Source organism: Nonomuraea sp. KM88 (assembly GCF_052245635.1).
In the GTDB taxonomy this organism is placed as follows: domain Bacteria; phylum Actinomycetota; class Actinomycetes; order Streptosporangiales; family Streptosporangiaceae; genus Nonomuraea.
The window spans coordinates 23,577-49,739 of record NZ_JBQQCC010000009.1 but is presented as its reverse complement, the minus strand read 5'-3'; the positions used below and the strand labels follow the sequence as shown (position 1 = coordinate 49,739).

Here is a 26,163-nt window from a genome sequence, read left to right as displayed (position 1 = left end):
TTGTCAGCCACACATCGCTGCATCATGCTTCACGTCGCGAGGCGTGAGCAGCGCGGCTGTCTCCCCGGAATCCGTTGCCTCCGGTTGGCCCACACCCGGTTGGCTCAACGCGAGGTGGCGACGACGGGGATCTGTGCGTTCGAATCATCTCGACATCTGGTTGGCGACAGCAATCTGGGGGGTGTCAGCCACGCGCCACGGTCCTGTGGCGGCCTGGACGAGCCCCTCCCCAAGAGTGGCGGCCGTCTCCAGCGACAGCCGAAGATCGCAGAGTGCACCCCGACCCGGTCTGTCCCGCCGGATCGCAAGCACCTCCGGGACGCCCGGCAGAACAAAACCGGCGCCCGACCCCTGGGAAGGACCTTTTAGTTGAGCGACACCACCGAACTCCTCTCCGACGCATCAGGCGCTGAGCCCGCGTCCGGCGACACCCCCACCCGCGCCCCGGCCAAGCCGCGTGCGCGTCGCTCCGGCACCGGCCTGTCCGCCAAGGTGCTGCCCGAGCTGCAGAAGATGGCGGCCGAGCTGGGCATCAGCGGGACCGGGCGCATGCGGAAGAGCCAGCTCATCGCGGCCATCCAGGAGAAGCAGGGTGGCGGTTCCGGCGAAGGCGCTTCGGCTCCCGCAGCCGCGTCCGAGGCGTCCGCTTCGGCCCCGGCGGAGGCGACGCCCGCCGCGGAGCGGCCCACCCGGACGCGCAGAGAGCGGTCGCGCAAGACCGCGGAGGAGCCCGCACCGCAGGCCGCCCAGCAGCCCGCCGCCGCCGAGCCCGTGGCCGCGAACTCCGCGAGCCCCGTGACCTCCGCCGCGCCCGAGCCTGTCGCCGCCCCGGCCGAGCCGGTCGTCGAGCAGCAGCAGGCGCAGCCCGCGGAGAATGGCCAGAACGACACCCGCCCCGAGCGTTCCGAGCGCGGCGAGAGCCGCCGCGAGCGCCGCAGCCGCGGCGAGCGGCGTGACAGGGGAGACCGCGGCGACCGGGGAGACCGCTCCGGCGGCGACCGGTCGGAGAGCAGCCGTGACGGCGGTCGTGACGGTCGTGACGGTGGTCGTGACGGCCGCGACGGCCGTGACGGCGGCCGGGGCGACCAGCGCGGCACCGACTCGGGCAACCGCGGCGACCAGCGCAACGACCAGCGCGGCGGCGATGACGACGAGCGTGGCGGGCGCGGGCGCAGGGGCCGCTTCAGGGAGCGCAACCGTGGCCGTGGCCGCGACCGCTTCGACAGCGGCGAGCCGGTCATCGGCGACGACGACGTGCTCATCCCGATCGCCGGCATCCTCGACATCCTCGACAACTACGCGTTCGTCAGGACCAGCGGCTACCTGCCCGGCAGCAACGACGTCTACGTCTCGCTCGCCCAGATCCGCCGCAACGGCCTGCGCAAGGGCGACGTCATCACCGGCGCCGTGCGCCAGCCCCGCGAGGGTGAGCGGCGCGAGAAGTTCAACGCTCTGGTCCGCCTCGACACCGTCAACGGCATGGACCCCGAGCAGGCCCGCAACCGGCCCGACTTCAACAAGCTGACGCCGCTCTACCCGCAGGAGCGCCTGCGCCTCGAGACCGAGCACAACATCCTGACCACGCGGATCATCGACCTCGTGTCGCCGATCGGCAAGGGCCAGCGCGGTCTCATCGTCTCGCCGCCGAAGGCCGGTAAGACGATGGTGCTGCAGTCCATCGCCAACGCGATCACCCGCAACAACCCCGAGTGCCACCTGATGGTCGTGCTCGTGGACGAGCGGCCAGAAGAGGTCACCGACATGCAGCGGTCGGTCAAGGGCGAGGTCATCCACTCGACCTTCGACCGGCCCGCGGAAGACCACACCACGGTCGCCGAGCTCGCCATCGAGCGGGCCAAGCGCCTGGTGGAGCTGGGCCACGACGTGGTCGTCCTGCTCGACTCGATCACCCGCCTCGGCCGCGCCTACAACCTGGCGGCCCCGGCGTCCGGTCGCATCCTGTCGGGCGGTGTCGACTCCACCGCCCTTTACCCGCCCAAGCGCTTCTTCGGCGCCGCCCGCAACATCGAGAACGGCGGCTCGCTGACGATCCTCGCCACGGCCCTGGTCGAGACCGGGTCCAAGATGGACGAGGTCATCTTCGAGGAGTTCAAGGGCACCGGCAACATGGAGCTCAAGCTCAACCGCTCCCTGGCCGACAAGCGCATCTTCCCCGCGGTCGACGTCGACGCGTCCGGCACGCGCAAGGAAGAGATCCTCATGGCCAAGGAAGAGCTCCAGATCGTCTGGAAGCTGCGCAGGGTGCTCCACGCGCTCGACATGCAGCAGGCGCTCGAGCTGCTCCTGGAGAAGATGAAGGAGACCAAGTCCAACGCGGAGTTCCTCCTGCAGGTCCAGAAGACCACGGTGAGCAACGACCGCGACTGACGGCCTTCTGCCGGCGGTGCGTCACGCGAGAGGCGGACGGGGTGTCCCCGCCGCCTCTCGCGGCGTTCACGAGGGGGGCCGTACGAGCGAGGGCCCGGCCTGACGGTCACCGGCCGCGCCCGCCGAGCTTGATCGGGAATCCCTGATGGCCTGGGATGGTTGCACGATCTGGCACACTGGTAGCTGACCATTTTGCGGTTCCGGTTCACGCCCTGCGATCAGGGCGACCCGGCGGCCGCAGCCCGAAAGGACAGCGATGAAGCGCGACATCCACCCCGAATACCACGTGACGCAGGTGACCTGCTCCTGCGGCAACACGTTCACCACGCGGAGCACCGCGAAGAACGGCGTGATCCACGCCGACGTGTGCTCGGCCTGCCACCCGTTCTACACGGGCAAGCAGAAGATCCTCGACACCGGCGGCCGAGTGGCTCGCTTCGAGAAGCGCTTCGGCAAGAAGCCCGCGGGCAAATAGCTCCACCGACGCCGGCCCGGACGCACCCCGGTGCGCCGGGTCGGCGTTGTCGGTTGCGACGCCCCAAACCACGACGAAGGACGCACGGTGAATCTCGACGAGTTGCTCAAGGAGTATTCCGAGCTGGAGCTGCAGCTCGGAGATCCCGCCGTGCACGCTGACCAGCACAAGGCCCGCACCCTCGGCAGGCGCTACGCCCAGCTCACGCCGATCATCGGCACCTACCGCGAGCTCGAGTCGGTCCGCGAAGACCTGGCCGCCGCCAAAGAGCTGGCCGGTGAGGACGAGACGTTCGCCTCCGAAGCGGCCGAGCTCGAGGAGCGCGTCCCCCAGCTGGAGGAGCGGCTCAGGCACCTGCTCATCCCGCGCGATCCCAACGATGACAAGGACATCATCATGGAGATCAAGGCGGGCGAGGGCGGCGAGGAGTCCGCGCTGTTCGCGGGCGACCTGCTGCGCATGTATCTGCGCTACGCCGAGCGGCTCGGCTGGAAGACCGAGATCATCGACAACCAGCCCTCCGACCTCGGGGGCTACAAAGACGTGACCGTCGGCATCAGGGCCAAGGGCGACGAGGGGGTGTGGTCGAGGCTCAAATACGAGGGCGGCGTGCACCGCGTGCAGCGGGTGCCCGTCACCGAGTCCCAGGGCCGCATCCACACCAGCGCCGCAGGCGTGCTCGTCTACCCCGAGGCGGAGGAGGTCGACGTCCAGATCGACCCCAACGACCTGCGCGTCGACGTCTATCGCTCCAGCGGCCCAGGCGGCCAGAGCGTCAACACCACCGACTCCGCGGTCCGCATCACCCACCTGCCCACCGGCGTCGTCGTCTCGTGCCAGAACGAGAAGAGCCAGCTCCAGAACAAGGAGTCGGCCCTGCGCATCCTGCGCGCGCGGCTGCTGGCCATCGCGCAGGAGGAGGCCGACGCCGCCGCTCAGGCCGAGCGCAAGTCGCAGGTCCGCACCGTCGACCGCTCCGAGCGCGTACGCACCTACAACTTCCCGGAAAACCGCATCTCCGACCACCGGGTCGGCTTCAAGGCGTATAACCTCGACCAGGTTCTCGACGGCGAGCTCACCGCCGTCACCCAAGCCCTTATTGACGCCGAAATGGCGGAGAAGCTCGCACAACACTCATGACATTTCTGCTGGACGAGATCGCCCTGGCCACTGCCCGGCTGGCCGAGGCAGGTGTCCCCTCACCGCGCACCGACGCTGAGGAGATCGCGGCGTTCGTCCACGGCGTGCGCAGAAGCGAGCTCCACACGGTCAGGGACGCTGACTTCGACGCGCTGTTCTGGGAGGGCGTGGCGAGGCGCGAGGCCCGCGAGCCGCTGCAGCACATCACCGGCCACGCCTACTTCCGCTACCTCGAGCTGGCGGTCGGGCCCGGCGTGTTCGTGCCGCGGCCGGAGACCGAGGTGATGGCCGGCTGGGCCATAGAGACGCTGCGCGCGATGGACGTCACCGCCCCCCTGGTGGTCGACCTCGGCACCGGCTCGGGCGCGATCGCGCTCTCCATCGCCCAGGAGGTGGCGCTGGCCGAGGTCCACGCCGTGGAGGTCGACCCCGGCGCGTACACCTGGGCCAAGCGCAACATCTCCGAGCACGGCCAGGGCCGCACCCACCTGCACCCGGAAGACCTCGCGGAGGCGCTGCCCGAGCTCAACGGCAAGGTCGACCTGGTCATCTCCAACCCTCCCTACATCCCGCCCGGCGCGATCCCGCGCGACCCCGAGGTGCGCGACTACGACCCCACCCGGGCCCTCTTCGGCTCCGGCGACGACGGGCTGGGAGAGGTGCGCGCGGTGGAGCGCACGGCCCGCCGCCTGTTGCGCCCAGGCGGCTGGGTGGCCGTCGAGCACGCCGACGAGCAGGGCAGGGCCGTCTACCTGACGTTCCCCGAGGACAACGGCTGGCGTGACGTACGCCTGCGCCAGGATCTCACCAGACGGGACCGCTTCGTCACGGCCCGCCTGGGCCAGGACTAAGATGCACGCCAGCGGCCCGGCCTTCTCTCGCGCGACGAGAGGGAGCGAAGCCACCGAACGAGTTGAGGGGAGGAGGCCTCGAGAGCGCCGCTCGTAGCCGAGCGGAGCGAGGCAACGAAACCGTGGGAAGACGCTTTGACTGCTCCGACCTCGAGCAGCGGACCGAAGGCCTGACGGAGGCGGCGGCCGCCGTACGCCGTGGCGAGCTCGTGGTGCTGCCGACCGACACCGTCTACGGCCTCGGCGCCGACGCATTCACCCCGGCGGCGGTCACCGCACTGCTCGACGCCAAGGGCCGGGGCCGTGACATGCCGCCGCCGGTGCTGGTGGGCACCGTCAGGGCCGCCACAGCGCTCATAGACGACCTGGGGCCCTATGGGCAGGACCTGATAGACGCGTTCTGGCCGGGGCCGCTCACGCTCGTCTGCAAGGCCAACAGGGCCCTTTCCTGGGACCTGGGCGACACCAAGGGCACGGTGGCCGTCCGCATGCCGCTCCACCCCGTCGCCCTCGACCTGCTCAAGGAGACCGGGCCGATGGCCGTCTCCAGCGCCAACCGCTCCGGCGCGCCCGCCGCCACCACGGCAGAGGAGGCGGAGGAGCAGCTCGGAGAGTCGGTCGCCGTCTATCTCGACGCAGGCAAGACCACCGACCAGACGCCCTCCACCATCCTCGACCTCACCACGGCCGTGCCCAGGATGTTGCGGCGAGGGGCGATCCCGGTGGAGAAACTGCGCGGCATCATCGGCTACGTCGCCACCGACGACTGACGTATACCGGCTGCTTATTCCGGCTGCGGTCGCGCTCGCGCCGAATTACGGTGAGGCGCGGAGCGGCTGCCATCGAGAAACCTGCTCGCCCGACTGCCGCCCCGCTGTCGTCCCCGGCCACCGCCGTCGCGGCAGTCCACGTGGCGGGTTTCTCATCGGACGTCGGGAGTGGCCCATGGGCAAGTTCGACGGCATGGATCCCAAGCTGGTCCGTGACCTGCTGGCCGAGGCGAAACACGCGGCCGCGGAGATGCGCAAGGTCGAGGACCAGGTCCGGCTCACCATGAACCGGGCCGGGCTCTCCACCCAGACCACCCACCGTCCCGCCCAGATCGCCGACGCGGTCGACACCATGATCAAAGACGTCAACGTCCGGCTCGGGGTGCTGGAGAAGCGCGCCGATCCGCCTGGGACGGGGGCGGGGGCCGCCGACGAATCCAAGGGGGTCCGCGGGGATCGGGAGCGGTACGAGAATCCGCGCGCCGGTGACAAGACCGACGAGACCCCTCCGAAGAGGGCCGACGATCCGCCGAAGACCGGTGATGCTCCTCCGAAGTCCGCCGACGATCCGCCCAGGAGCGGTGACGCTCCTCCCAAGACGGGTGACGCCCCGAAGACCGACCAGGACAGGGGGGTCGGTAAGGGCGACACCGACGTTCCGAAGGGCGGGGATGCCCCGAAGAGCGACGACGTTCCCAAGGGTGATGACGGGAAGACCTGCGAGGAGCCCCGCACAGGCGACCAGCCCGGGACAGGCGGCAGCGCGAGAGCCGGTGACGAACCCGGGACGGGTGACCAGCCGGGGACCGGTGATGACTCCCGGACGGATGACCAGCCCCGAGGGGACGGCCGGTCCGGGACCGACCCCGGCGGGAACGGCTGCGACGACGACAAAGGCACGGGCACAGGTCGGGACACGGGCACAGGTCAGGACACCGGCACAGGTCAGGACACCGGCACGGATCGGGACGCCGGGACCGATCAGGACGCCCGGAGCGGTGATCAGCCTGTCGGCATGCCCAAGGACGACGAGCTGGACAGCAGACGTGACCGCGGTGCCGAGGCCGAGACCGGCACGAGGGACGACCCGTCCGACACTCCGGCCCAGAACGCGCAGGGCGTGAACCAACCGCAGGTCGTGGTGGTCGACGGGGTCAAGGTGTTGCAGGTGCCGCTCGACCCGCCCACCGCCGAGCAACTCGAAGACCTGCTGGAGAACACCGACAAGGTGGTCCCGGCCGAGATGCCCCGGGTGCCGGCCGACAACACCACCGCCGCCTCCGACGTCAGCGCCTGGGCGAACGACGGCGGCGACGTGGTCTCCGCCGGCACGACCCCGCCCGGCCAGGACGCGCTCAACACCGTGGTGGAGCAGCACCGCGACATCCGGCCGCTGGACATGCCGCGGGTCGAGGTTCCGGCGGGCGAATACGGCAAGGGCGAGTGGGCCGAACGCGACATCCGCCCTGACGGCCCCGCAGGCTCCGTCGACCCCGGCCGTCCGAGCACCGGCGACGCGACCCCCCCGCCGTCGGGTGACTCCGCAGGGGGCAAGGACGGCACCTGCGCCCCTGGCCCCGGCGAGCAGCCGGATGGCACGGGCAGGACACCAGGCGACACGGCTCCTGGCGACGGTGGGACGACGCCCAGCAGACCAGCGGGGGACGAACCAGGCCAAGGTACGCGTGACGGTCAGGACACGGGTGGTCGTGAGGCCGGAAACCAGGGCGACCGTAGAGCCGGTGACCCCGGTGAGCGTGAGGGTGGCGACCGAGGAACCGGTGACGAGGAGACGGGAGGCCAGGGAACCGGCAGGGGTGAGCAGGGCGAACCCGTCAGGATCCCGCCGACGAATCCCTCGGCCGACCCGCCCACCGGCACCCCGGCCGTCGCCGACTCCGACCCCGGCCGCGCAACGGGACGGGGTGACGGGGCGGCGACCGTGTACGCCGCGGAACCACGTCAAGCGGGTGCTACGGGCCCGGCCTACACGGTGCAGATCGCCTACGGCACCGAGCCCGCCTGGAGCGACCCCGCCGACGGGTCCGGACGGCGGGACGGCGGCGACGGCGGCGCTGTGGTCTCCGTGAACGTCACCCCGCCCGACCTGGACGCGCTCAGGACGGTCATCGAGCACCACAGGGACATCCAGCCCGCCGACATGCCCTCCGTCGCGGTCCCGCCGGGTGAGTACGGCGAGGGCCGGTGGACGCCCGAGGACATCAGGCCGGACGGCCCGAGCGGGTCGGTCGATCCCGGGACTCCGGAGAGGAGCGCGTGATGTACGTGGACCCGCCCGCCCCCAAGGCCAGGCAGCGCGACGAGACCCCGCCCATCAGCTCCACGGGCCCCCTGGACAACCCGCAGCGGGCCTGGGAGTTCAATCCCGACTACCAGCGCCTGGTCGTCGCATGGAACACCGTCCTGCCCCAGCTGGAGGCGCTCAGAACGATTCTGGACAAGGCGTACGCCCTGGCCAAGAGCCCGCAGACGTGGGACGCCCCGGTGGGCGAGCGCTACGTCAAGGACATCCGTGAGTGGCGCACCAGGCTGTCGGTCTACCGGCATGCCGTGCTGACGGCGATCAGCGACGAGGCCGCCGACACGCCGAGGTGGATCCAGACGACGGCCAGCGCCCCGCACGCGTTCCAGTGACGGGGTGCGCGTCCGGTCGTTCGTCTGCCGCGGCATGCGGCCGGCGCGGACGAGCGGGCGCGCAGGACGGCTCGCTGCCCGGATCGAAGGGGCCCTCCGCCCGTGGCGGGCGCATCCCTGAAGTTCCGGGCATCACCTCTCTATGGGAGAGACGGACACCAGGTCGTACAGTGGGGAAATGGGTGCGGAACCCTACTACGGTCCCGACTTCGGGCTGCTGCGCCGGCAGGATCCCGAGCTCGCGCAGGTTCTGCTCGACGAGCTCGAACGTGTGCGCGGCGGGATCCAGCTGATCGCGAGCGAGAACTTCACCTCGCCCGCCGTCCTGGCCGCGCTGGGCTCCACGCTGACGAACAAGTACGCCGAGGGCTACCCGGGCAGGCGCTATTACGGCGGTTGCGAGGTCGTCGACCGGGCCGAGCGGCTGGCGATCGAGCGGGCGTGCCGGTTGTTCGGGGCGGAGCACGCCAATGTCCAGCCCCACTCGGGCGCCTCGGCGAACCTGGCCGCCTACGCGGCGCTCCTCCAGCCGGGTGACACCATGCTGGCCATGGCCCTGCCGCACGGCGGCCATCTCACGCATGGTTCCAAGGTGAACTTCTCGGGAAAATGGTTCGACGTCGTGTCGTACGGGGTGCGTCGTGACAGCGAACTCATCGACTACGACGAGGTGCGGGATCTGGCGCTGCGGCACCAGCCGAAGCTCATCGTGTGCGGCGCGACGGCGTACCCGAGGTTGATCGACTTCGCGGCGTTCCGCGGTATCGCGGACGAGGTGGGGGCGTGGTTGCTGGCGGACGTGGCGCATCCGATCGGGTTGATGGCGGGCGGTGCGATCCCGTCGGCGGTGCCGTACGCGGACGTCGTGACCTTCACCACGCACAAGGCGCTGCGCGGGCCGCGCGGCGGCGCCATCCTGTGCACGGGGGAGCTGGCCGCCAGGATCGACCGGGCGGTGTTCCCGTTCGTCCAGGGCGGGCCGCTCATGCACGTGGTGGCGGCCAAGGCCGTGGCGTTCGGTGAGGCGATGCGGCCGGAGTTCGCCGGCTACGCCAGAAAGGTGATCGCGAACGCGCGGGCGCTGGCGGCGTCGCTGGACGCGGAGGGCATGCGGGCCGTGTCCGGAGGCACCGACACGCACCTGGCGCTGATCGACCTGCGCGGGGCGGGGGTGTCGGGTGTCGAGGCGGAGCGGAGGTGCGCGGCCGCGGGCATCACACTCAACCGCAACGTGATCCCGTACGATCCCGAGCCGGCGGCCGTGACCTCGGGGATCCGCGTCGGTACGCCGTGCGTGACGACGCAGGGCATGGAGCCGGAAGATCTGAAGGAGCTGGGGTCCCTGGTCGCCAGGGTCGTGCGCGATCCGGGCGGCGCGGAGGAGGTCAGGGCAAGGGTGACGGCCCTTCTCGCCATCCATCAGCCATATCTCAGCGAATTTTGAGCCGGTCTGTGTCGTTTTCCGGTCACAGCGGGCCGGAGCATCCGGGAAACTAGGTTCGTGCGCGAATACCTCTTCATGGCGCTCATCTCGGCAGCGGTGACCTACCTGCTGGTGCCTCTGGTGCGCCGCTTCGCCATCGCCATCGGCGCCATGCCCGAGGTTCGCGAGCGCGACGTGCACACCACGCCCACGCCCAGGCTTGGCGGCCTGGCGATGTACGGCGGCCTGGTCGTGGGGCTGCTGGTGGCCAGCAGGCTCACCCACACGGGCGCGGCCCTGGCGGAGTCCGACGGCGACGCCGTCATCGCGCTGATCGTCGCGGGCGGGCTCATCACGGTCACGGGCTTCCTCGACGACTGGTGGGGCATGGACGCCTTCGTCAAGCTCGCCGGGCAGATCGCGGCGGCCGGTGTGCTGGTCTTCTTCGACCTGCGGCTCCTCTACATCCCGCTGCCGCAGGACTGGGGCGGCTCCACCAGCCTCGACTACACGCTCAGCACCGTCATCACGATCATGGTCGTGGTCGTGACGATCAACGCGGTCAACTTCGTCGACGGGCTCGACGGCCTGGCGGCGGGGGTCGTGTGCATCGCGGGCATGGCCACCTGGGCCTACTCGATCTTCCTGGCCGAGGAGATCAGCGGGGGGCGCATCACGACGACGGCCGCCATCGCCGCCGTGCTCATCGGCGCGTGCCTGGGCTTCCTGCCGCACAACTTCCATCCGGCGAAGATCTTCATGGGCGACACGGGGGCCATGCTCATCGGCCTCGTGCTCGCCTCGTCGATCGTCACCGTGACGCCGCTCGACCCGGCGATCATCGAGGGCATGAACAAGGTGCCGGTGCTGCTGCCGCTGCTCCTGCCGGCCGCGGTGCTGGTGCTGCCGCTGGTCGACCTGATCACCGCGGTGGTGCGGCGCACCTCGCGCGGCCTGTCGCCGTTCGCGCCCGACCGCGGCCACCTGCACCACCGGCTGATGGACATCGGCCACTCGCACCGCAGGTCCGTGCTGATCATGTACGCGTGGGCGTTCCTGTTCGCCTTCGGCATTGTGGGCATGTCCACGATCGGCGTGCCGGTCCTGCTGTTCCCCGTGGTCATCGTGCTGGCGCTGGCCGTGCTGGTGCTGATGGCCCTGCCGCGCTGGCGGGGCAGGGGCGGGGCGCACTCGGTGTCGCGCGACGACCCCGACGACGACGGTCCGCCCACGGGGCCGATGCCGCCGATCCCGCCGGAGCCCGAGGTCAGGCGGCGGATGCCGCCGCCGGGAGACGGCTCGCCGCAGGGCCGCTCGACGGCCGAGGGCAATCCGGTCATTCCTGCCCATCCAGGGCGTTCGTGATCGCGAACTAGAAACGGCAGGTAAAAGCGGTCTTCCGTGAGCTTGTGATATCTTTCACGAGCAGGGACTCCAGACGCACCGGTTCTGGAGGTAGCAAACGCTCGCTTGACAACAGGCTGATGGAGCACCGATGCAGGCCAATGACGTGCGCGTCCTCAAAAGCGCCGCGATTCCGACCTTCGTGGTTGGGGTGGTCGCCGTGCTGATCGCCTTCCTGGCGGCGGGCGGCAAGGGCGCGCTCGGCGCGGCCATGGGCGCCCTGCTCGTCGGGATCTTCTTCAGCGTCAGCGTCGTCGTGGTGTCCTACGCCGCCCGGGTCTCCCCGCAGATGATGGCGATAGCCGCGATGGTGAGCTATCTCGTCAAGGTCCTGGCCATCATGGCCGTGCTGTCGGCCTTCCGCGACACCACGGCCTGGAACACCCAGGCATTCGCGTGGTCCGTGGTTGTCTGCACCCTCGTGTGGACGGGCTTCGAGGTCCGCGCCTTCATGAAGACCAAGATGCTTTACGTCGACCCCGAGGCCGGAGTTCCAGGAAAGGGCGACGCATGACGCTCTTGCCTGGACGGGGTCCGATATGACTAGTCCGCTGTTCGCCTGCTATCGTCGGGCCCGCGATGAGCGCACAGGAACGCCGACCCGAAGAAGACGGTCGCGACTTCGCCGACGCCATGTGGTCAGTCCCCAGTTCTCTACTCGCCGGGATGGCCATCTACGGTGGCCTCGGATGGTTGCTGGACCGGTGGTTGGACATGTCCGCGTTCTTCCCCATAGGCGTTGTCCTGGGGGTTGTGCTCGGCGGCTACCTGGTCTACCGGAAGTTCGGTCGCTAGCCCGGAGCAGCAACCGCTTCGCTGAGGAAACTCTTGTGATCCACTACGACGTTGAAGGGAACGCCGCGTGAATGCGCTGACGGTCCTCGCTCCCGCTGGCGATCAATTCGGGGCGCCGACGCCAGACGAATTGTTCAACCTGCCTCCCATCATCCCCGGGGTCTACTGGTTCACCAAGCCGGTGCTGCTGGCCGCCATCAGCGCCATCCTCGTGGTCGGCGTGTGCTGGGCGGCCTTCGCCAAGCCCAAGCTCGTGCCGAGGGGCGTCCAGAACGCCGTCGAGCTCGGCTACATGTTCGTCCGCGACCAGGTCGCCCGGCCCTTCCTGGGCAAGGACGCAGACCGGTGGATGGGCCTGCTGGTCAGCGTGTTCTTCCTGGTGCTGGTCTGGAACCTCATGGGCGTCGTCCCGGTGCTCCAGTTCCCCGTCGCCTCGCACATCGCGTTCCCGGCCGTGCTGGCCCTCCTGATCTACGGCCTCAAGGTCTACCTGGGCATCAAGCACCAGGGCGGCATCGGTTACTTCAAGAACATGATGTTCCCGCCCGGCCTGCCGAAGCCGATCTACTTCCTGCTGGCCCCGATCGAGTTCCTGTCGAACATGATCATCGCGCCCTTCACGCACGCGGTGCGACTGTTCGCGAACATGTTCGCGGGCCACATGCTGCTGGCCTTCTTCAGCATGGTGGGCTTCTGGTTCCTGTTCGAGAATCTGACCCCGCTCGGCGCGCCCGTCGGCGTCGTGGGTGTGGTGATGACCATCCTGCTCACGGGACTGGAGATCTTCATCCAGTATCTGCAGGCGTTCCTCTTCGCGATGCTGGCCGCGATGTACATCGGCGGCTCCCTGCACCCCGATCACTGAGAACCACAGACCGGATTTGTCCAGACCGGTGAGACTCCGCTTCACCGGCCGTCCAGTAAAGGAAAACAGCAATGAGCGTTCTCGCTGAGGTCTCCGGCAACGTCACCGCCATCGGTTACGGTCTCGCCGCCATCGGCCCCGGCATCGGCGTCGGCATCATCTTCGGTCAGGGCGTGCAGGCCATCGCGCGCCAGCCCGAGGCCTACGGCCTGATCCGCCAGAACATGCTCCTCGGCTTCGTCCTCACCGAGGCCCTCGCCCTGATCGGCCTGGTCGCACCGTTCATCTTCCAGGCCATCTGACGGTCCCCACCTGACGAAAGGCTGCATCCATGACTATGGCAGCTACGCTCCTCGCGCAGGAGGAGGGCGCCAACCCCCTCATCCCGCACACGTACGAGCTCGTCGTCGGCATCTTCTCCTTCCTCGTCGTCCTCGTCGTCGTCGGCCGGATCCTCGTCCCGCGCATCCAGAAGACGCTGGCCGAGCGCACGGACGCGATCGAGGGCGGCATCAAGAGGGCGGAAGAAGCGCAGGCCCAGGCGCAGGTCCTGCAGCAGGAATACCGCGACCAGCTGGCCGAGGCCAGGCAGGAGGCGGCCAGGCTGCGCGAGGAGGCTCGCGAGCAGGCCGCGCAGATCAAGGCGGAGCTCCGCGAGGAGGCCCAGGCCGAGGCCCGGCGTCTCGTCGAGGCCGCGCACGCGCAGATCGAGGCGGACCGCCAGGCGGCCTTCGCCCAGCTCCGCGCTGAGATCGGCCGCCTGTCGACCGACCTGGCCGGCCGCATCGTCGGCGAGTCCCTCGAGGACGAAGCCCGGCAGAGCCGCATCGTCGACCGGTTCCTCGACGAGCTGGAAAGCTCCAACGCGCAGGCGGTGCGTTAATGAGGGGCCTGAGCAGGGCGTCGCTGGCCGAGGTCGAGGAGCGGTTCAACGCGGTCGCCGGCAGTGCCGACCTCGGCACGCTCTCCGACGAGTTGTTCGCGGTCGCGGATCTGCTCGACCGCGAACACGGCCTGCGGCGTGCCCTGTCCGACCCGTCCAGGCCGGGCGAGCAGAAGGCGGCCACGATCCGCTCGCTGCTCGACGGCAAGATCAGCGAGGCGGCGCTCGCCACCGCCGAGACCGCGGTCTCGGCACGGTGGTCGCGCGCCGGCGACCTGGCCGACGTGCTCGAACGGCTCGGCGTCGCCGCCGCGGCCGCGGAGGCGGAGGGCCAGTCACGGCTCGACGAGGTGGAGGACGAGCTCTTCCGCTTCGGCCGCATCGTCGCCGCCAACCCGGAGCTGCGCCGGGCACTCACCGACGCGGGAGCGCCGGAGGCCGGCAAGCAGGAGCTGCTGAGCCGGCTGCTCGACGGCAAGGTCGCCCCCACGAGCCTGCGCCTGATCAGCCAGCTGGTGCTGCACCCGCGTGGGCGTAGCCTGGAGTCGGGCCTGGAAGAGGTCGGTCACCTCGTGGCTGAGCAGCGCCGGCGCCTCGTGGCGGTGGTGCGCACGGCGGTCGAGCTGACCGACGCGCAGCGCGAGCGCCTCATGGCGTGGCTGCGCACCTCCTACGGCCGTGACGTGCACCTGAACGTCGAGGTGGACAAGCGAGTGCTCGGTGGGTTCTCGGTCCGCATCGGCGACGAGATCATCGACACCACCATTGTGGGACGAATCGAAGAAGTCCGCCGCCGGTTGGCCGGCTAAGGCGAATAGGGAGACAGAGTAGAGATGGCGGAGCTTACGATCCGGCCGGACGAGATCCGGGACGCGCTTGAGCGCTTCGTCCAGGCGTACGAACCGGAAGGCGCCGCGCGCGAGGAGATCGGGACCGTCGTCGACGCCGGCGACGGCATTGCCCATGTCTCCGGCCTTCCCTCGGCGATGGCGAACGAGCTGCTCGAGTTCGAGGGTGGCACGCGCGGTCTGGCACTTAACCTCGACACCCGCGAGATCGGTGCCGTTATTCTGGGCGACTTCAGCGGCATCGAGGAGGGCCAGACGGTCCGCAGGACGGGCGAGGTCCTGTCCGTGCCCGTCGGCGACGACTTCCTCGGCCGCGTGGTCGACCCCCTGGGCAACCCGCTCGACGGCAAGGGCGCCATCCAGGCCGAGGGCACCCGTGCCCTCGAGCTGCAGGCCCCCTCGGTCGTCCAGCGGCAGCCGGTGAAGCAGCCGCTGCAGACCGGCATCAAGGCGATCGACGCCATGACGCCGATCGGCCGCGGCCAGCGCCAGCTGATCATCGGCGACCGCGGCACCGGCAAGACGGCGATCGCGGTCGACACGATCCTCAACCAGCGCGAGGCCTGGGCGTCGGGCGACCCTGAGAAGCAGGTTCGCTGCGTCTACGTCGCGGTCGGCCAGAAGGGCTCGACGATCGCGCAGGTCAAGGCCCGCCTGGAGGAGGCCGGCGCGCTCGAGTACACCACGATCGTGGCCGCCCCCGCCTCCGACCCGGCCGGCTACAAATACCTTGCCCCCTACACCGGCTCGGCCATCGGCCAGCACTGGATGTACCAGGGCAAGCACGTTCTGATCGTCTTCGACGACCTGACCAAGCAGGCCGACGCCTACCGCGCCGTGTCCCTGCTGCTGCGTCGCCCTCCGGGCCGCGAGGCCTTCCCCGGCGACGTCTTCTACCTGCACTCCAGGCTCCTGGAGCGCTGCGCCAAGCTCTCCGACGACATGGGCGGCGGCTCGATGACGGGTCTGCCGGTCATCGAGACCAAGGGCAACGACGTGTCGGCGTTCATCCCGACCAACGTCATCTCCATCACCGACGGCCAGTGCTTCCTCGAGACGGACCTGTTCAACGCGGGTGTGCGCCCAGCCATCAACGTCGGCATCTCGGTTTCCCGAGTCGGTGGTTCCGCGCAGGTCAAGGCCATGCGCAAGGTCGCGGGCACGCTGAAGCTGTCGCTGTCGCAGTATCGCGACCTGGAGGCCTTCGCGGCGTTCGCGTCCGACCTCGACGCGGCTTCCAAGGCCCAGCTCGAACGCGGCCAGCGCCTGGTGGAGCTGCTCAAGCAGCCCCAGTACGAACCGTTCCCCGTCGAGCGCCAGGTCGTGTCGGTGTGGGGTGGCACCACCGGCGAGCTCGACGAGGTGCCGGTCGACGACGTGCGGCGTTTCGAGACGGAGTTCCTCGACTTCCTGCAGTCCTCGCACAAGGGCATCCTCGACACCATCCGCGAGACCAACGAGCTCACCGACGACACGGTGACCTCGCTCAAGGACGCCATCACGGAGTTCAAGAAGGGCTTCACCACCTCCTCGGGCGAGCTGCTGGTCAAGGACGAGCCGGTGGCGCCGCTGGAGGCCGAAGAGGTCGGCCAGGAGAAGATCAAGAAGGTCGTCCGTCGGGCGGAGAAGTAGGTCATGGGTGCCCAGCTAAGGCTGCTGCGGCGGCGGATCACCTCGGTCAAGTCGACCGCGAAGATCACGCGTGCCCAGGAGCTCATCGCCTCTTCACGGATCGTGAGGGCGCAGCAGCGGATGCAGGCGGCGCTGCCGTACGAGCGCGAGATCACTCGCGCCGTCACCGGCGTCGTCAGCAACGCGGCCAGCGTCGACCATCCGCTGACCGTGGCGAAGGACAACCCCGAGAGGGCGGGTGTCCTCATCGTCACCAGCGACAGCGGGTTCTGCGGCGGCTTCAACGCCAACGTCCTGCGCGAGGCCGAGGCCCTGCGCGGGTTGCTGGAGGGCCGCGGCCTCGACGTCGTGCCGTTCGTCACCGGGCGCAAGGGTGTCACCTGGCACACCTTCCGCCAGCGCGAGATGGGCGGCCAGTGGGTCGGCTTCTCCAGGAAGCCGGCCTACGCCGACGCCAAGGAGATCGCGCAGACGCTGATCGACTCGTTCAAGGACGACAACGGGATCGACGAGATCCACATCGTCTCGACCGAGTTCGTCTCCATGCTGACCCAGAACGTCGTGGTCAAGCGGATCCTGCCGCTCGAGGTCGAGGAGACCGAGGCGACCGAGTCCACCGCGATCCCGCCCTACTTCGAGTTCGAGCCGACTGCGGGTGACGTTCTCGAGTCGCTGCTGCCGCGTTACGTCGAGTCCCGGATCTTCACGGCGCTGCTGCAGTCGGCGGCCTCCGAGGAGGCAGCGCGGCGGCGCGCGATGAAGTCCGCGACCGACAACGCCAACGAGCTGATGCGGCTGCTCACCCAGGAGATGAACCAGGCTCGCCAGGCGGAGATCACCCAGGAAATCAGCGAGATCGTCGGTGGCGCCAACGCGCTCGCTGACGCCGCAGCGGGGAAAGAGTGAAATGACTGCAGAGGCTGTTGAAACTGTGGAAGCCGCGGCGGCCGGCACAGGCCGCGTGGCACGTGTCACCGGCGCGGTCGTCGACGTGGAGTTCCCCGTCGACGCGATGCCCGAGATCTACAACGCGCTCAAGGTCGAGGTGACCCTCGGCGGCGAGACCAGGACCCTGACCCTCGAGGTGGCCCAGCACCTGGGCGACAACCTCGTGCGCGCCATCTCCATGCAGCCCACCGACGGCATGGTCCGCGGCCAGGCGGTGCAGGACACCGGCGGCCCGATCTCGGTGCCGGTCGGCGACGTCGTCAAGGGCCACGTGTGGAACGCGCTGGGCGAGACGCTCGACGTGCCCACCGCGTCGCTCAAGGTCGAGGAGCGGTGGGGCATCCACCGTCCCTCCCCGGCGTTCGACCAGCTCGAGTCCCGCACCGAGCTGCTCGTCACCGGCATCAAGGTCATCGACCTGCTCACCCCCTACGTGCAGGGTGGGAAGATCGGCCTGTTCGGCGGCGCCGGCGTGGGCAAGACGGTGCTCATCCAGGAGATGATCCGCCGCGTCGCCCGTAACTTCGGCGGCACCTCGTGCTTCGCCGGTGTCGGCGAGCGCACCCGTGAGGGCAACGACCTCTGGCTGGAGATGGAGGAGGCGGACGTCCTCAAGGACACCGCGCTCGTCTTCGGCCAGATGGACGAGCCGCCGGGCACCCGTCTGCGCGTGGCTCTGTCGGCGCTGACCATGGCCGAATACTTCCGTGACGTGCAGAAGCAGGACGTGTTGCTCTTCATCGACAACATCTTCCGCTTCACGCAGGCCGGTTCGGAGGTCTCGACCCTGCTCGGCCGTATGCCGTCCGCCGTGGGTTACCAGCCCACACTGGCCGACGAGATGGGTGTGCTCCAGGAGCGCATCACCTCGACGCGCGGTCACTCGATCACCTCCATGCAGGCGATCTACGTGCCCGCCGACGACATCACCGACCCTGCCCCGCACAACGCGTTCGCGCACCTCGACGCGCAGACCGTGCTCTCCCGGCCGATCTCGGAGAAGGGCATCTACCCCGCGGTGGACCCGCTCGACTCCTCCTCCCGGATCCTCGACCCGCAGATCCTGGGCGAGGAGCACTACCGGGTCGCCCAGGAGACCAAGCGGATCCTGCAGAAGTACCGCGAGCTCCAGGACATCATCGCGATCCTCGGTATCGATGAGCTGTCCGAGGAGGACAAGGTCACCGTGCAGCGGGCCCGCCGCATCGAGCGGTTCCTGTCGCACCCGATGTACGCCGCCGAGGCGTTCACCGGCCAGCCGGGCGAGACCGTCCCGCTGGACGAGACCATCGCCTCCTTCAAGGGCCTGTGCGCGGGTGAGTACGACCACCTCCCCGAGCAGGCGTTCTTCATGGTCGGTGGCATCGAGCAGGCCGTGGCCAAGGCCAAGGAACTCGAGCGCCGCTAAATCGCCCCAGTCGAAGGGCTTCGAGCCCGGACCTACCTAAAGGGCGAGTTCTGCGAGCCCGGACCTACGGTGGTGGTACGGCCGCCCGCCGTGCCACCACCTGATCGGAAAGGAACCTACACAAGTGGCGAAGCTACGCGTAGGGGTTGTCTCACCCGAGCGTGAGATCTGGTCGGGCGAGGCCGACATGGTGATTGCCAAGACCGTGGACGGCGAGATCGGTATCATGCCGCAACACGCACCTGTGCTCGGCGTCCTCGTCGAGGGCGGCGTGCTGCGCATCAAACGGGAAGGCGAGGGCGATCTCGCGGCGGCCGTGCACGGAGGCTTCATCTCCGTGGCCGACGACGAGGTGTCCGTGCTCGCCGAGGTGGCCGAGCTCGGTTCCGAGGTCGACGTCGCGGCTGCCCGTGACGCTCTCGACCGGGCCCAGGCCTCGATCGAGGCCAACCAGGAAGACGCCGACGCGGCGATCGAGGCCAAGCGCGCCAGGGCTCGGCTCCGCGCGGCGGGCGAAGAGGTTTAATATTCCCAACGGGGCGCAGGGGGCGGCATGATGGCGACGGTTGTGATTGTCCTGGTGCTGTTCGCCGCCCTCGTGGTCCTGCGCTGGGTCATGCTGACCCGCTCGCGCGGGAGCGTGCCCTGTCGTCTGCGGGTGGGGGAGCGGGCCTGGCAGAGCGGCGTAGCCCGCTACGCCGACGGGGAGCTCCACTGGATCCCGCTTCTGGGTGTGCGACTGAGGCCGCGCCACGCTATCGCGAGGCGCGGCCTCGTCGTTTCTCCCCGCCGCGAGATCGAGGGCGGGATGTTCGCGGTGGATCTCAGCGGGAGCACGCGCGGAGTGTCCATCGCGATGAGCGCCGACGCGCTGACGGGCTTCCTCGCCTGGCTGGAGTCGGCGCCGCCGAGCGCCTACCTCGACGTCGCCTGACCTCGGCTCGGCGCCCCAGCGCCTCTCAACGCCGCGGCGGCCGACGGTCGCGTTCAGCGGGTGCCGCCGGGTTTCCAGAGAATCTCGTTGCCGGCGTGGGCGACCCGGCAGGCGATGAAGAGCAGGTCGGACAGCCGGTTGAGGTATTTCGCCGTCAGCACGTTCATGTCGTCGTGCGCCTGGAGCGCGGCCCAGGCCGTACGCTCGGCTCTGCGCACCGTGACCCTGGCGACGTGCAGGGCCGCCGTGGCGGGATCGCCGCCGGGCAGGATGAAGCTGCGCAGCGGCTTGAGTCCGGCGTTGAAGCGGTCGCACTGCGTCTCCAGCCAGTCGATGTACGACTGCTCCACCCGCAGCGGCGGGAAGTCGGGTTTCGCCACGACCGGCGTGGCCAGGTCGGCCCCCAGGTCGAAGAGTTCGTTCTGGACGCGTACGAGCACCTCCACCAGGTCGGCGGTCAGGGTGCCGTGCGAGAGCGCGACCCCGAGGTGGGCGTTGGCCTCCTCCACGTCGGCGTAGGCCGCGAGCCGCAGGTCGGTCTTCGGGGCGGGGCTCATGTCGCTCAGCGTGGTGGTGCCGTCGTCGCCCGTGCGGGTGTAGATGCGGGAGAGGACGACCGGCTTGTCCTTGTCGGCGCGCGTCATGTCCCCAGCGTACTCGTGACAAATGTCATCGGAATGGGCCGCGAAGTCCATATGGCGCCTGTGATTTCGGCGACTGGCTCGATGAAACGGGTGAAAGCCATGATTGACCCATGATGAAGGAGATGACCTGATGCTCGAGATCAACGAGCTGCGCAAACGTTTCGCGGGCGGCCCCGGCTCCCCAGCGACCAAGATCGCCTTGGACGGGATCAGCTTCACCGTACGGCCGGGCGAGATGTTCGGGTTCGTCGGTGCGAACGGCGCGGGCAAGACCACGACGATGCGCATCGTGATGGGCGTGCTCCAGGCGGACTCCGGCTCGGTGGCCCTGAGGGGCGCGCCGCTCTCGCCAGACGACCGCCGGCGCTTCGGCTACATGCCGGAGGAGCGCGGTCTGTACCAGAAGATGCGGGTCGCCGAACAGATCGAATACTTCGGCCGCCTGCACGGGATGAGCACGACGGTCGCCACGAAGGCCACCGACGACCTGCTGGAGCAGCTCGGGCTGACCGAGCGCAGGAACGACGCGGTGCAGGCCCTGTCATTGGGCAACCAGCAGCGGGTGCAACTCGCCGTGGCCCTGGTGCACGACCCCGAACTGCTCATCCTGGACGAGCCGTTCTCCGGGCTCGACCCGATCGCGGTCGACGCGCTGGCCACGGTGCTGCAGGAGCGGTGCAGGGGAGGCGTGCCGGTGATCTTCTCCAGCCACCAGTTGGAGCTGGTGGAGCGGCTGTGCGACTCCGTGGGCATCGTCTCGGCCGGGCGGATGGTCGCCGCGGGCGCGGTGGCCGACCTGCGGGCGGCGGAGCGGAACGAGCTGCGCGTGGTCGTCAGGAACCCCGCGCCGGGCTGGGCGGACGGTCTGCCGGGCACGGTCACCGTCGACGGCGACCGGCACACCCTGCGCACCTCCGGCGGCGACGACCAGGAGATCCTGCGTCGCGCCGTGAAGGCGGGGCGGGTCGAACACTTCGGGGCCGAGCAGCCGAGCCTCACCGAGATCTTCAAGGAGGCCGTGGCGTGAACGGACTGATGCTGGTCGCCCGCAGGGAGGTCGCGACGCAGGTGCGGACGAAGGGGTTCATCATCGGCCTGCTCATCACGGCGGTGCTGGTGGCGGCGGCCTCGTTCGCTCCCAAGGTGCTGGGCGGTGAGGACTCCTACACGCTGGGCACCGTCAACTCCCAGCAGCTCCCGCTGCAGGCCGCCGCGCCCGACACGAAGTTCGAGTGGCGGGCGTTCCCCGACGAGGGCGCGGCGAGGCAGGCGGTGCTCGACGGCGACGTGGACGCGGTGCTGGTCAACGGGTCGAAGGTGCTGACGGACGGGGAGATCGACGGGCAGCTCGGCGTGCTGCTGCAGAGCGTGAACCGTGAGGTCAAGCTCGGCGCCGCAGGCGTGTCCATCCCGCCGCTGCAGATGCAGTCGGTGGGCGCCGACACGCGCTACGAAGGCGCGCGCACCGGCATCGCCGTGGTGCTCGTCCTCGTGCTCTTCACCCTCGTCATAGGCCAGGTCATGATGGTCGCCATGGGCGTGGTGGAGGAGAAGGGCAGCAGGATCGTGGAGATCCTGCTCTCCGCCGTACGGCCGTGGCAGCTGCTCGGCGGCAAGATCGTGGGGCTGGGCGTGCTCGGCCTGATCAACCTGGTCACCATCCTGGTCGTCGGGCTCGGCGCGGCGATGGCCTCGGGCATCGCCACCGACTTCCCGCCCGGCATCCCCGGCCTGGTGGCCGGCGTGCTGGTCTGGTTCGTGCTCGGCTACGCCTTCTTCGCGGCGCTGGCGGCGGCCTTCGGGTCGCTGGTCTCGCGGCAGGAGGAGGTGGGCTCGGTCCTGACGCCGCTGACCATGCTCATCATGATCACGTACTTCGTCGCCTTCTACGCCACCAACGATGCGACGGGCACGCTGGCCACGGTCGTGTCGTACATCCCGCCGTTCTCGTCCATGGTCATGCCGGTGCGGATGGCCGCGACCGAGGTGCCGCTGTGGCAGGTGGGCGCGTCCACGGCGGCGATGATCCTGGCCGTGCTCGCGGTGCTGGCCTTCGGGGCCAAGATCTACGAGCGCGCGGTGCTCCGGACGGGTGCCCGGCTCAAACTCGGCGACGTGCTGCGCACGAAGTAGATGGATCCGATCAGGCGGGCGCGGCGCCTCACCTGGGTGATGATCACCTCGGGCCTGCTGACGATGTGGGTCCTCATCGTCGCCTCGTCCGTGGCCGCGCACATGGAGGGTACGTTCTCGTGGTGGCGGGCCGTTCCGGCGCTGATCGCCGCCGGCGGCCTCACCTGGCTCTACCCGCGCATGGCCGACGCGATCCTGGACCGCCGCTACCCCACCAGGCAGGTGGTGGTGGCGGCGGTTCTCGCGTTGGTCGCGGCGGGAGCGGGCGGGGCGGACCCGGCCGGATGGGGCTTCGTACTCGTGGCCTGGCTGGGGATCGCCATGCTCGGCGTCTCCATCCGCACGCTCGTCCTGCAGATGCTCGGGACCTGGGCCGCAGGCGTCACGCTGGGTCTGGCGCCGGGAGCCATGGCCCTCGACGTGCCCACCGATCGGGAATTCTTCTATTGCGCCCTGCTCTACGGCCTCTGGTGCGTCGTCCTGCCGCCGTCCGGCCGGGTCTGGCTGCTGATCTGGAGGCTGGCCGTGGAGGCCCACGAGGGCCGTGACGCGCACACGCGGCTGGTTGTGGCCGAGGAGCGCCTGCGCTTCTCCAGGGACCTGCACGACCTCGTGGGGCACCAGCTGTCCGCCATCGCGGTCAAGACCGAACTGGCCGTACGGCTCTCGGACAAGGACGCCGGCGCGGCGAAGGCCGAGATGGCGGAGGTCAACACGCTGACCAGGAAGGCGCTCAAGGAGCTGCGCCAGGCGGTGCGCGGCTACCGCGAGCTCGATCTGGCCGCCGAGCTGAACAGCGTCGAAGGCGTACTCGAAGCGGCGGGGGTCCGCTCCGAGACGCGCCTGCCCTACCGCGAGCTGCCGGAAGGGGTGGCGCCGGTGTTCGCCTACGCGGTCCGCGAGGCGGTGACCAACGTGCTCAAGCACAGCGCCGCGACATTCTGCCGCATCACGATCCGCTTCACCGATGAGGAGGCGGAGCTGGAGGTGCGCAACGACGGGGCGGTCGAGCGCCAGAGCGAGGACCTGGGGAGCGGCCTGGCGGGCCTGAGGGAGCGGCTGGCCGCCGCAGGTGGGAAGGTGAGCGCCCAGCCGACAGGTGATGGCGAGTTCGTGCTGAACGCAGTCGTGTCACTTCCGATACGTGGGTAGGAGAGTTTTGCGGGGAGTTTCATCCGGCGAGGTTCGCGCTGGCCGGTGACCTGCTCGCAGGCGTGATTGAGGAGGTGACATGCGCGTCCGGGGGAATCCGAGAGCCCAGGTGGTGCGGATAGGGACCCGGCTTGACGCCGGGACGTCGGCCGGGGTGCGCGAGCGCCTGCACAAAGCTCTCGACACCGGAGAAGGCGACCTGATCCTCGATCTCTCCAAGCTGGAGATGATCGACGCGACCGGTCTCGGGGTGCTCGTGGGAGCGCATCGGCGCGCGTTGAGCGTGCAACGTCGCCTCGTTCTTCGGGGGGTGCCCCCGCGGATCATGCGGATACTCGCGGTGACCCGGCTGAATCGGGTGCTGCACGTGGAGGTTCCCGCCGCCGCGGTGGCCTGAGGTGACATATCGGAGCGGGCGACGATCAGCCGTCGCCCGCTCTTTCTTGGCTTAGACAAAAAGCCGATTACGGCTGTCCGTGATACCGCTCCGAATCCTCGTTGAAAAGCGGTGGTTATGCGGAGTCAGCCGGAGCCGAGGCTGCGGTAGAAGATGTGCACGGCGACGGCGACGAGTTCGTCGATCCCCGGTTGATCCTCGGAGAGCAGCCATTCGATGAGCAACTCTTGGAGCGCGCCAATGACACCCAGCGCCACCAAGCGCCGATTGGACGGGGCGGCCTGCGGGAAATCGGCGGACGCCTCCTCCACGAGCAGGGCGAACGACTCGATCGCGCGCTGGCGCGACATGGCCAGCACATCCCCTGACCTGCGCACCTCGACGTGCATGATGCGGGCCCGGCGCCAGTCGGCGGTGGCGAACTCGACATACGCGCGGATCCCCGCCTCCACCCGGCCCGCCAGCGTGCCGGGCGCCTCCTGTAACGCCTTGGCCACGATGGCCAGAGTTTCCTCCACGCAGCGTTCGTGCAACGCCTGAAGGAGCTCTTCGCGGCCGCCGAAACATTCGTAGAAGGCCCGGTTGGAGATCCTCGCCTCCGAGCACAACCTTTCGATGGTCGTCGCCGCGAAACCCGGTTTCGCGTATAGCGTGTACGCGGCCGTCATCAGCCGCTCTCGTCTGTCCGCCAGCCTTTGCTCAGCCGACATTCCCCGGTAAGACCGGTTCACATTCCACCCGTCCAACATGATCGTGGCCCCCAGAGCACACAATTATGGACGGATGATCGGTTCTGGGAAAGAGCACGGCGATTATCTCTTACGTCGCCCGTGCAAGAACGTGACAAGCCTGATCAGCCGCTCAAGTTCCGCGGGCCCCCGGGAGAACGACGTCAGGTTCATCCCGGGCATCGCGAAGCGCTGCCGGGAGATCGCCTTGGGCCTGGCGAACTCGCGCAGGCCGTCGGCTCCGTGGATCCGGCCGAACCCCGAATCGCCCATCCCGCCGAACGGCAGCGCCGGAACCCCGGCGAACGAGATCACCGAGTTGATGGCGGTCATCCCCGTGCGCATCCTCCTGGCCAGGTCCGTCGCCCGCCGCGCGTTCCTGGAGAACACCGTGCCGCCCAGCCCGTAGGCCGAGGCGTTGGCCAGTTCCAGCGCCTCGTGCGCGTCACGGGTGCGCCGCACGGTGATGGTCGGCCCGAACGTCTCCTCCCGCACCGCGGGGGAGTCCTCCGGCACGTCCTCCACGATCACCGGATCGACGTACGGCGCCCGCACCGAGCCGGTGCCGCCGGCCACCACGCGCCCCGCCTTGGCGGCGTCGTCGATGTGCCGCTTGATGATGTCCACCTGACCGGGCATCGTGATCGGGCCGTAGTGCTCGCCCGCCCGCACCCCGGCCACCCGCTCGGACAACTCGCGCATGAAGCCGTCATAGACGGCGTCGACGACGTAGACACGTTCGACGCCCACGCACGTCTGGCCCGCGTTGGACATCGCGCCCCACAGGCAGGCATCCGCCGCCGCCCGCAGGTCGGCGTCGGCGTCCACGATGAACGCGTCCTTGCCGCCGCACTCGGCCACGATCGGCGTGAGGTTCTCGGCGCAGGCCGCCATGACGCGCTTCGCCGTGGCGGTCGAGCCGGTGAACGCCACCTTCTTCACCCTCGGGTCAGCGGCCAGCGCCGCCCCCGTCTCGCCCAGCCCCGTCACGGTCTGCAGCACCGGGTGCTCAGGAACGGACTCCTCGAACAGCTCCGCCAGCCGCACGCCGATGCCGGGAGTGAGCTCGCTCGGCTTGAACACGACCGCGTTGCCGGCGGCGAGCGCGTAGGCGATGGAACCCATCGGGGTGAAGACCGGGTAGTTCCACGGGCCGATCACGCCGACCACGCCCAGCGGCAGGTATTCGAGGGTGGCGGTCAGGTTGAGGCCGATCATGCCGGTGGCGACCCGGCGGCGGCCCAGCACCTTCGCCGCGTTGCGGGCGGCCCAGTCGAGGTGCGTGACGGCGAGGACGAGCTCCAGCGTGGCGTCGCCGACCGGCTTGCCCGTCTCCTCGTGGACCAGCTTGGCGAGAGCCCTGAGCTCCCGGGTCACGACCGCCTTGTAGTCGAGCAGCCGCCGCCTCCGCTCGGCCGCCCCGATCGCGGCCCACCACCGCGCGGCTTCCTCTGCCCGCCCCACCGCCTGGTGCACGGCCTCGGGGGCCTGGTTGGGGTGACTGCCGACGATCTCGCCGGTCGCCGGATTGAGTGAGTCGAACGTCAGCGTCGCCATGGCGTCACCATAAACCGCCCACCCTCCGCTTACCACGGCCCTCACCCACGCCGGAATGCTCTTGAGGGGAATGCCGGTGAGAAGATCACCACTTACCGGGCCCACAGGGCGCGCCGTAGCGGCGGGTCACCAC

General features: G+C 69.5%; 27 protein-coding genes. 24 read left to right on the top strand and 3 right to left on the bottom strand.

From position 1 onward, the window contains the following. Positions 1–369 precede the first annotated feature (369 nt). The 20 genes from rho to ACTWPV_RS25725 all read left to right on the top strand — a co-directional run bounded on the left by rho (position 370) and on the right by ACTWPV_RS25725 (position 19,419). Positions 370–2,388: a transcription termination factor Rho gene (gene rho, locus ACTWPV_RS25820; RefSeq protein WP_347643789.1), complete on the top strand. Its 2,019-nt coding sequence runs from the start codon at positions 370–372 to the stop codon at positions 2,386–2,388. 256 nt (positions 2,389–2,644) lie between these two features. Continuing rightward, on the top strand, positions 2,645–2,863 hold the full coding sequence (gene rpmE, locus ACTWPV_RS25815; RefSeq protein ID WP_132518486.1) for a 50S ribosomal protein L31: 219 nt from the start codon (positions 2,645–2,647) through the stop codon (positions 2,861–2,863). Positions 2,864–2,950: 87 nt separating this feature from the next. Continuing rightward, complete coding sequence (gene prfA, locus ACTWPV_RS25810) at positions 2,951–4,003, top strand: peptide chain release factor 1 (protein ID WP_347643790.1); 1,053 nt, start codon at positions 2,951–2,953, stop codon at positions 4,001–4,003. Then, positions 4,000–4,854: a peptide chain release factor N(5)-glutamine methyltransferase gene (gene prmC, locus ACTWPV_RS25805; RefSeq protein ID WP_132595529.1), complete on the top strand. Its 855-nt coding sequence runs from the start codon at positions 4,000–4,002 to the stop codon at positions 4,852–4,854. The genes prfA and prmC overlap by 4 nt, the downstream gene beginning before the upstream one ends. A 122-nt stretch (positions 4,855–4,976) precedes the next feature. Continuing rightward, positions 4,977–5,624, top strand: a complete 648-nt coding sequence (locus ACTWPV_RS25800) for an L-threonylcarbamoyladenylate synthase (protein ID WP_347621765.1) — start codon at positions 4,977–4,979, stop codon at positions 5,622–5,624. A 175-nt stretch (positions 5,625–5,799) separates the two neighbouring features. Continuing rightward, complete coding sequence (locus tag ACTWPV_RS25795) at positions 5,800–7,905, top strand: hypothetical protein (protein WP_443153751.1); 2,106 nt, start codon at positions 5,800–5,802, stop codon at positions 7,903–7,905. Further along, positions 7,905–8,279, top strand: coding sequence for a hypothetical protein (locus ACTWPV_RS25790; protein ID WP_443153750.1), 375 nt, complete (start codon positions 7,905–7,907; stop codon positions 8,277–8,279). Before ACTWPV_RS25795 ends, ACTWPV_RS25790 begins: the two co-directional genes overlap by 1 nt. A gap of 178 nt (positions 8,280–8,457) precedes the next feature. Continuing rightward, positions 8,458–9,723: a serine hydroxymethyltransferase gene (gene glyA / locus ACTWPV_RS25785; protein ID WP_443153749.1), complete on the top strand. Its 1,266-nt coding sequence runs from the start codon at positions 8,458–8,460 to the stop codon at positions 9,721–9,723. Positions 9,724–9,780: 57 nt separating this feature from the next. After that, a complete protein-coding gene (locus ACTWPV_RS25780; protein WP_443153748.1) occupies positions 9,781–11,067 on the top strand; it encodes a glycosyltransferase family 4 protein in 1,287 nt (428 codons plus the stop codon). Between the two features lie 130 nt (positions 11,068–11,197). After that, positions 11,198–11,620: a hypothetical protein gene (locus tag ACTWPV_RS25775; RefSeq protein ID WP_443153747.1), complete on the top strand. Its 423-nt coding sequence runs from the start codon at positions 11,198–11,200 to the stop codon at positions 11,618–11,620. 119 nt (positions 11,621–11,739) lie between these two features. Next, on the top strand, positions 11,740–11,901 hold the full coding sequence (locus ACTWPV_RS25770; RefSeq protein WP_347621982.1) for an AtpZ/AtpI family protein: 162 nt from the start codon (positions 11,740–11,742) through the stop codon (positions 11,899–11,901). Between the two features lie 130 nt (positions 11,902–12,031). Beyond that, entirely contained in the window at positions 12,032–12,766 is a 735-nt protein-coding gene (atpB, locus tag ACTWPV_RS25765; protein WP_443153746.1) for a F0F1 ATP synthase subunit A, read from the top strand. A gap of 71 nt (positions 12,767–12,837) precedes the next feature. Continuing rightward, a complete protein-coding gene (gene atpE / locus ACTWPV_RS25760; RefSeq protein ID WP_132595523.1) occupies positions 12,838–13,068 on the top strand; it encodes an ATP synthase F0 subunit C in 231 nt (76 codons plus the stop codon). Positions 13,069–13,097: 29 nt separating this feature from the next. Then, a complete protein-coding gene (locus ACTWPV_RS25755; protein WP_443153745.1) occupies positions 13,098–13,649 on the top strand; it encodes a F0F1 ATP synthase subunit B in 552 nt (183 codons plus the stop codon). Beyond that, positions 13,649–14,458, top strand: a complete 810-nt coding sequence (locus tag ACTWPV_RS25750; RefSeq protein WP_347643797.1) for a F0F1 ATP synthase subunit delta — start codon at positions 13,649–13,651, stop codon at positions 14,456–14,458. Before ACTWPV_RS25755 ends, ACTWPV_RS25750 begins: the two co-directional genes overlap by 1 nt. A gap of 24 nt (positions 14,459–14,482) precedes the next feature. Beyond that, positions 14,483–16,129, top strand: coding sequence for a F0F1 ATP synthase subunit alpha (gene atpA, locus ACTWPV_RS25745; protein WP_443153744.1), 1,647 nt, complete (start codon positions 14,483–14,485; stop codon positions 16,127–16,129). Positions 16,130–16,132: 3 nt separating this feature from the next. Beyond that, the gene (locus ACTWPV_RS25740; protein WP_443153743.1) at positions 16,133–17,035 is read left to right on the top strand and encodes a F0F1 ATP synthase subunit gamma; all 903 of its coding nucleotides are present in this window, start codon (positions 16,133–16,135) and stop codon (positions 17,033–17,035) included. Between the two features lies 1 nt (position 17,036). Next, positions 17,037–18,485: a F0F1 ATP synthase subunit beta gene (gene atpD / locus ACTWPV_RS25735; RefSeq protein ID WP_132509766.1), complete on the top strand. Its 1,449-nt coding sequence runs from the start codon at positions 17,037–17,039 to the stop codon at positions 18,483–18,485. Between the two features lie 124 nt (positions 18,486–18,609). After that, positions 18,610–19,011, top strand: coding sequence for a F0F1 ATP synthase subunit epsilon (locus ACTWPV_RS25730; RefSeq protein WP_132331956.1), 402 nt, complete (start codon positions 18,610–18,612; stop codon positions 19,009–19,011). 27 nt (positions 19,012–19,038) lie between these two features. Then, positions 19,039–19,419: a DUF2550 domain-containing protein gene (locus tag ACTWPV_RS25725; protein WP_443153742.1), complete on the top strand. Its 381-nt coding sequence runs from the start codon at positions 19,039–19,041 to the stop codon at positions 19,417–19,419. A 53-nt stretch (positions 19,420–19,472) separates the two neighbouring features. Here ACTWPV_RS25725 and ACTWPV_RS25720 read toward each other — a convergent pair whose 3' ends face one another. Then, entirely contained in the window at positions 19,473–20,063 is a 591-nt protein-coding gene (locus ACTWPV_RS25720; protein WP_347643801.1) for a cob(I)yrinic acid a,c-diamide adenosyltransferase, read from the bottom strand. Between the two features lie 130 nt (positions 20,064–20,193). Here ACTWPV_RS25720 and ACTWPV_RS25715 point away from each other — a divergent pair, with 130 nt between their 5' ends. The 4 genes from ACTWPV_RS25715 (at position 20,194) to ACTWPV_RS25700 (ending at position 23,745) form a co-directional block, all read left to right on the top strand. Beyond that, complete coding sequence (locus ACTWPV_RS25715; protein WP_347643802.1) at positions 20,194–21,090, top strand: ABC transporter ATP-binding protein; 897 nt, start codon at positions 20,194–20,196, stop codon at positions 21,088–21,090. Continuing rightward, positions 21,087–22,196 (top strand): ABC transporter permease, encoded by a 1,110-nt coding sequence (locus tag ACTWPV_RS25710; RefSeq protein ID WP_347643803.1) that lies wholly within the window; start codon positions 21,087–21,089, stop codon positions 22,194–22,196. Before ACTWPV_RS25715 ends, ACTWPV_RS25710 begins: the two co-directional genes overlap by 4 nt. Beyond that, positions 22,197–23,348: a sensor histidine kinase gene (locus ACTWPV_RS25705; RefSeq protein WP_443153741.1), complete on the top strand. Its 1,152-nt coding sequence runs from the start codon at positions 22,197–22,199 to the stop codon at positions 23,346–23,348. Positions 23,349–23,427: 79 nt separating this feature from the next. Continuing rightward, positions 23,428–23,745, top strand: a complete 318-nt coding sequence (locus ACTWPV_RS25700) for an STAS domain-containing protein (protein WP_347643805.1) — start codon at positions 23,428–23,430, stop codon at positions 23,743–23,745. 125 nt (positions 23,746–23,870) lie between these two features. On the opposite strand, the gene ACTWPV_RS25695 is transcribed toward ACTWPV_RS25700, so the two are convergent. Together ACTWPV_RS25695 and ACTWPV_RS25690 are read right to left on the bottom strand one after the other, a co-directional pair. Next, entirely contained in the window at positions 23,871–24,413 is a 543-nt protein-coding gene (locus ACTWPV_RS25695) for a TetR/AcrR family transcriptional regulator (protein WP_443153740.1), read from the bottom strand. Positions 24,414–24,557: 144 nt separating this feature from the next. Beyond that, entirely contained in the window at positions 24,558–26,030 is a 1,473-nt protein-coding gene (locus ACTWPV_RS25690; protein ID WP_443153739.1) for an aldehyde dehydrogenase family protein, read from the bottom strand. Positions 26,031–26,163: the final 133 nt, after the last annotated feature.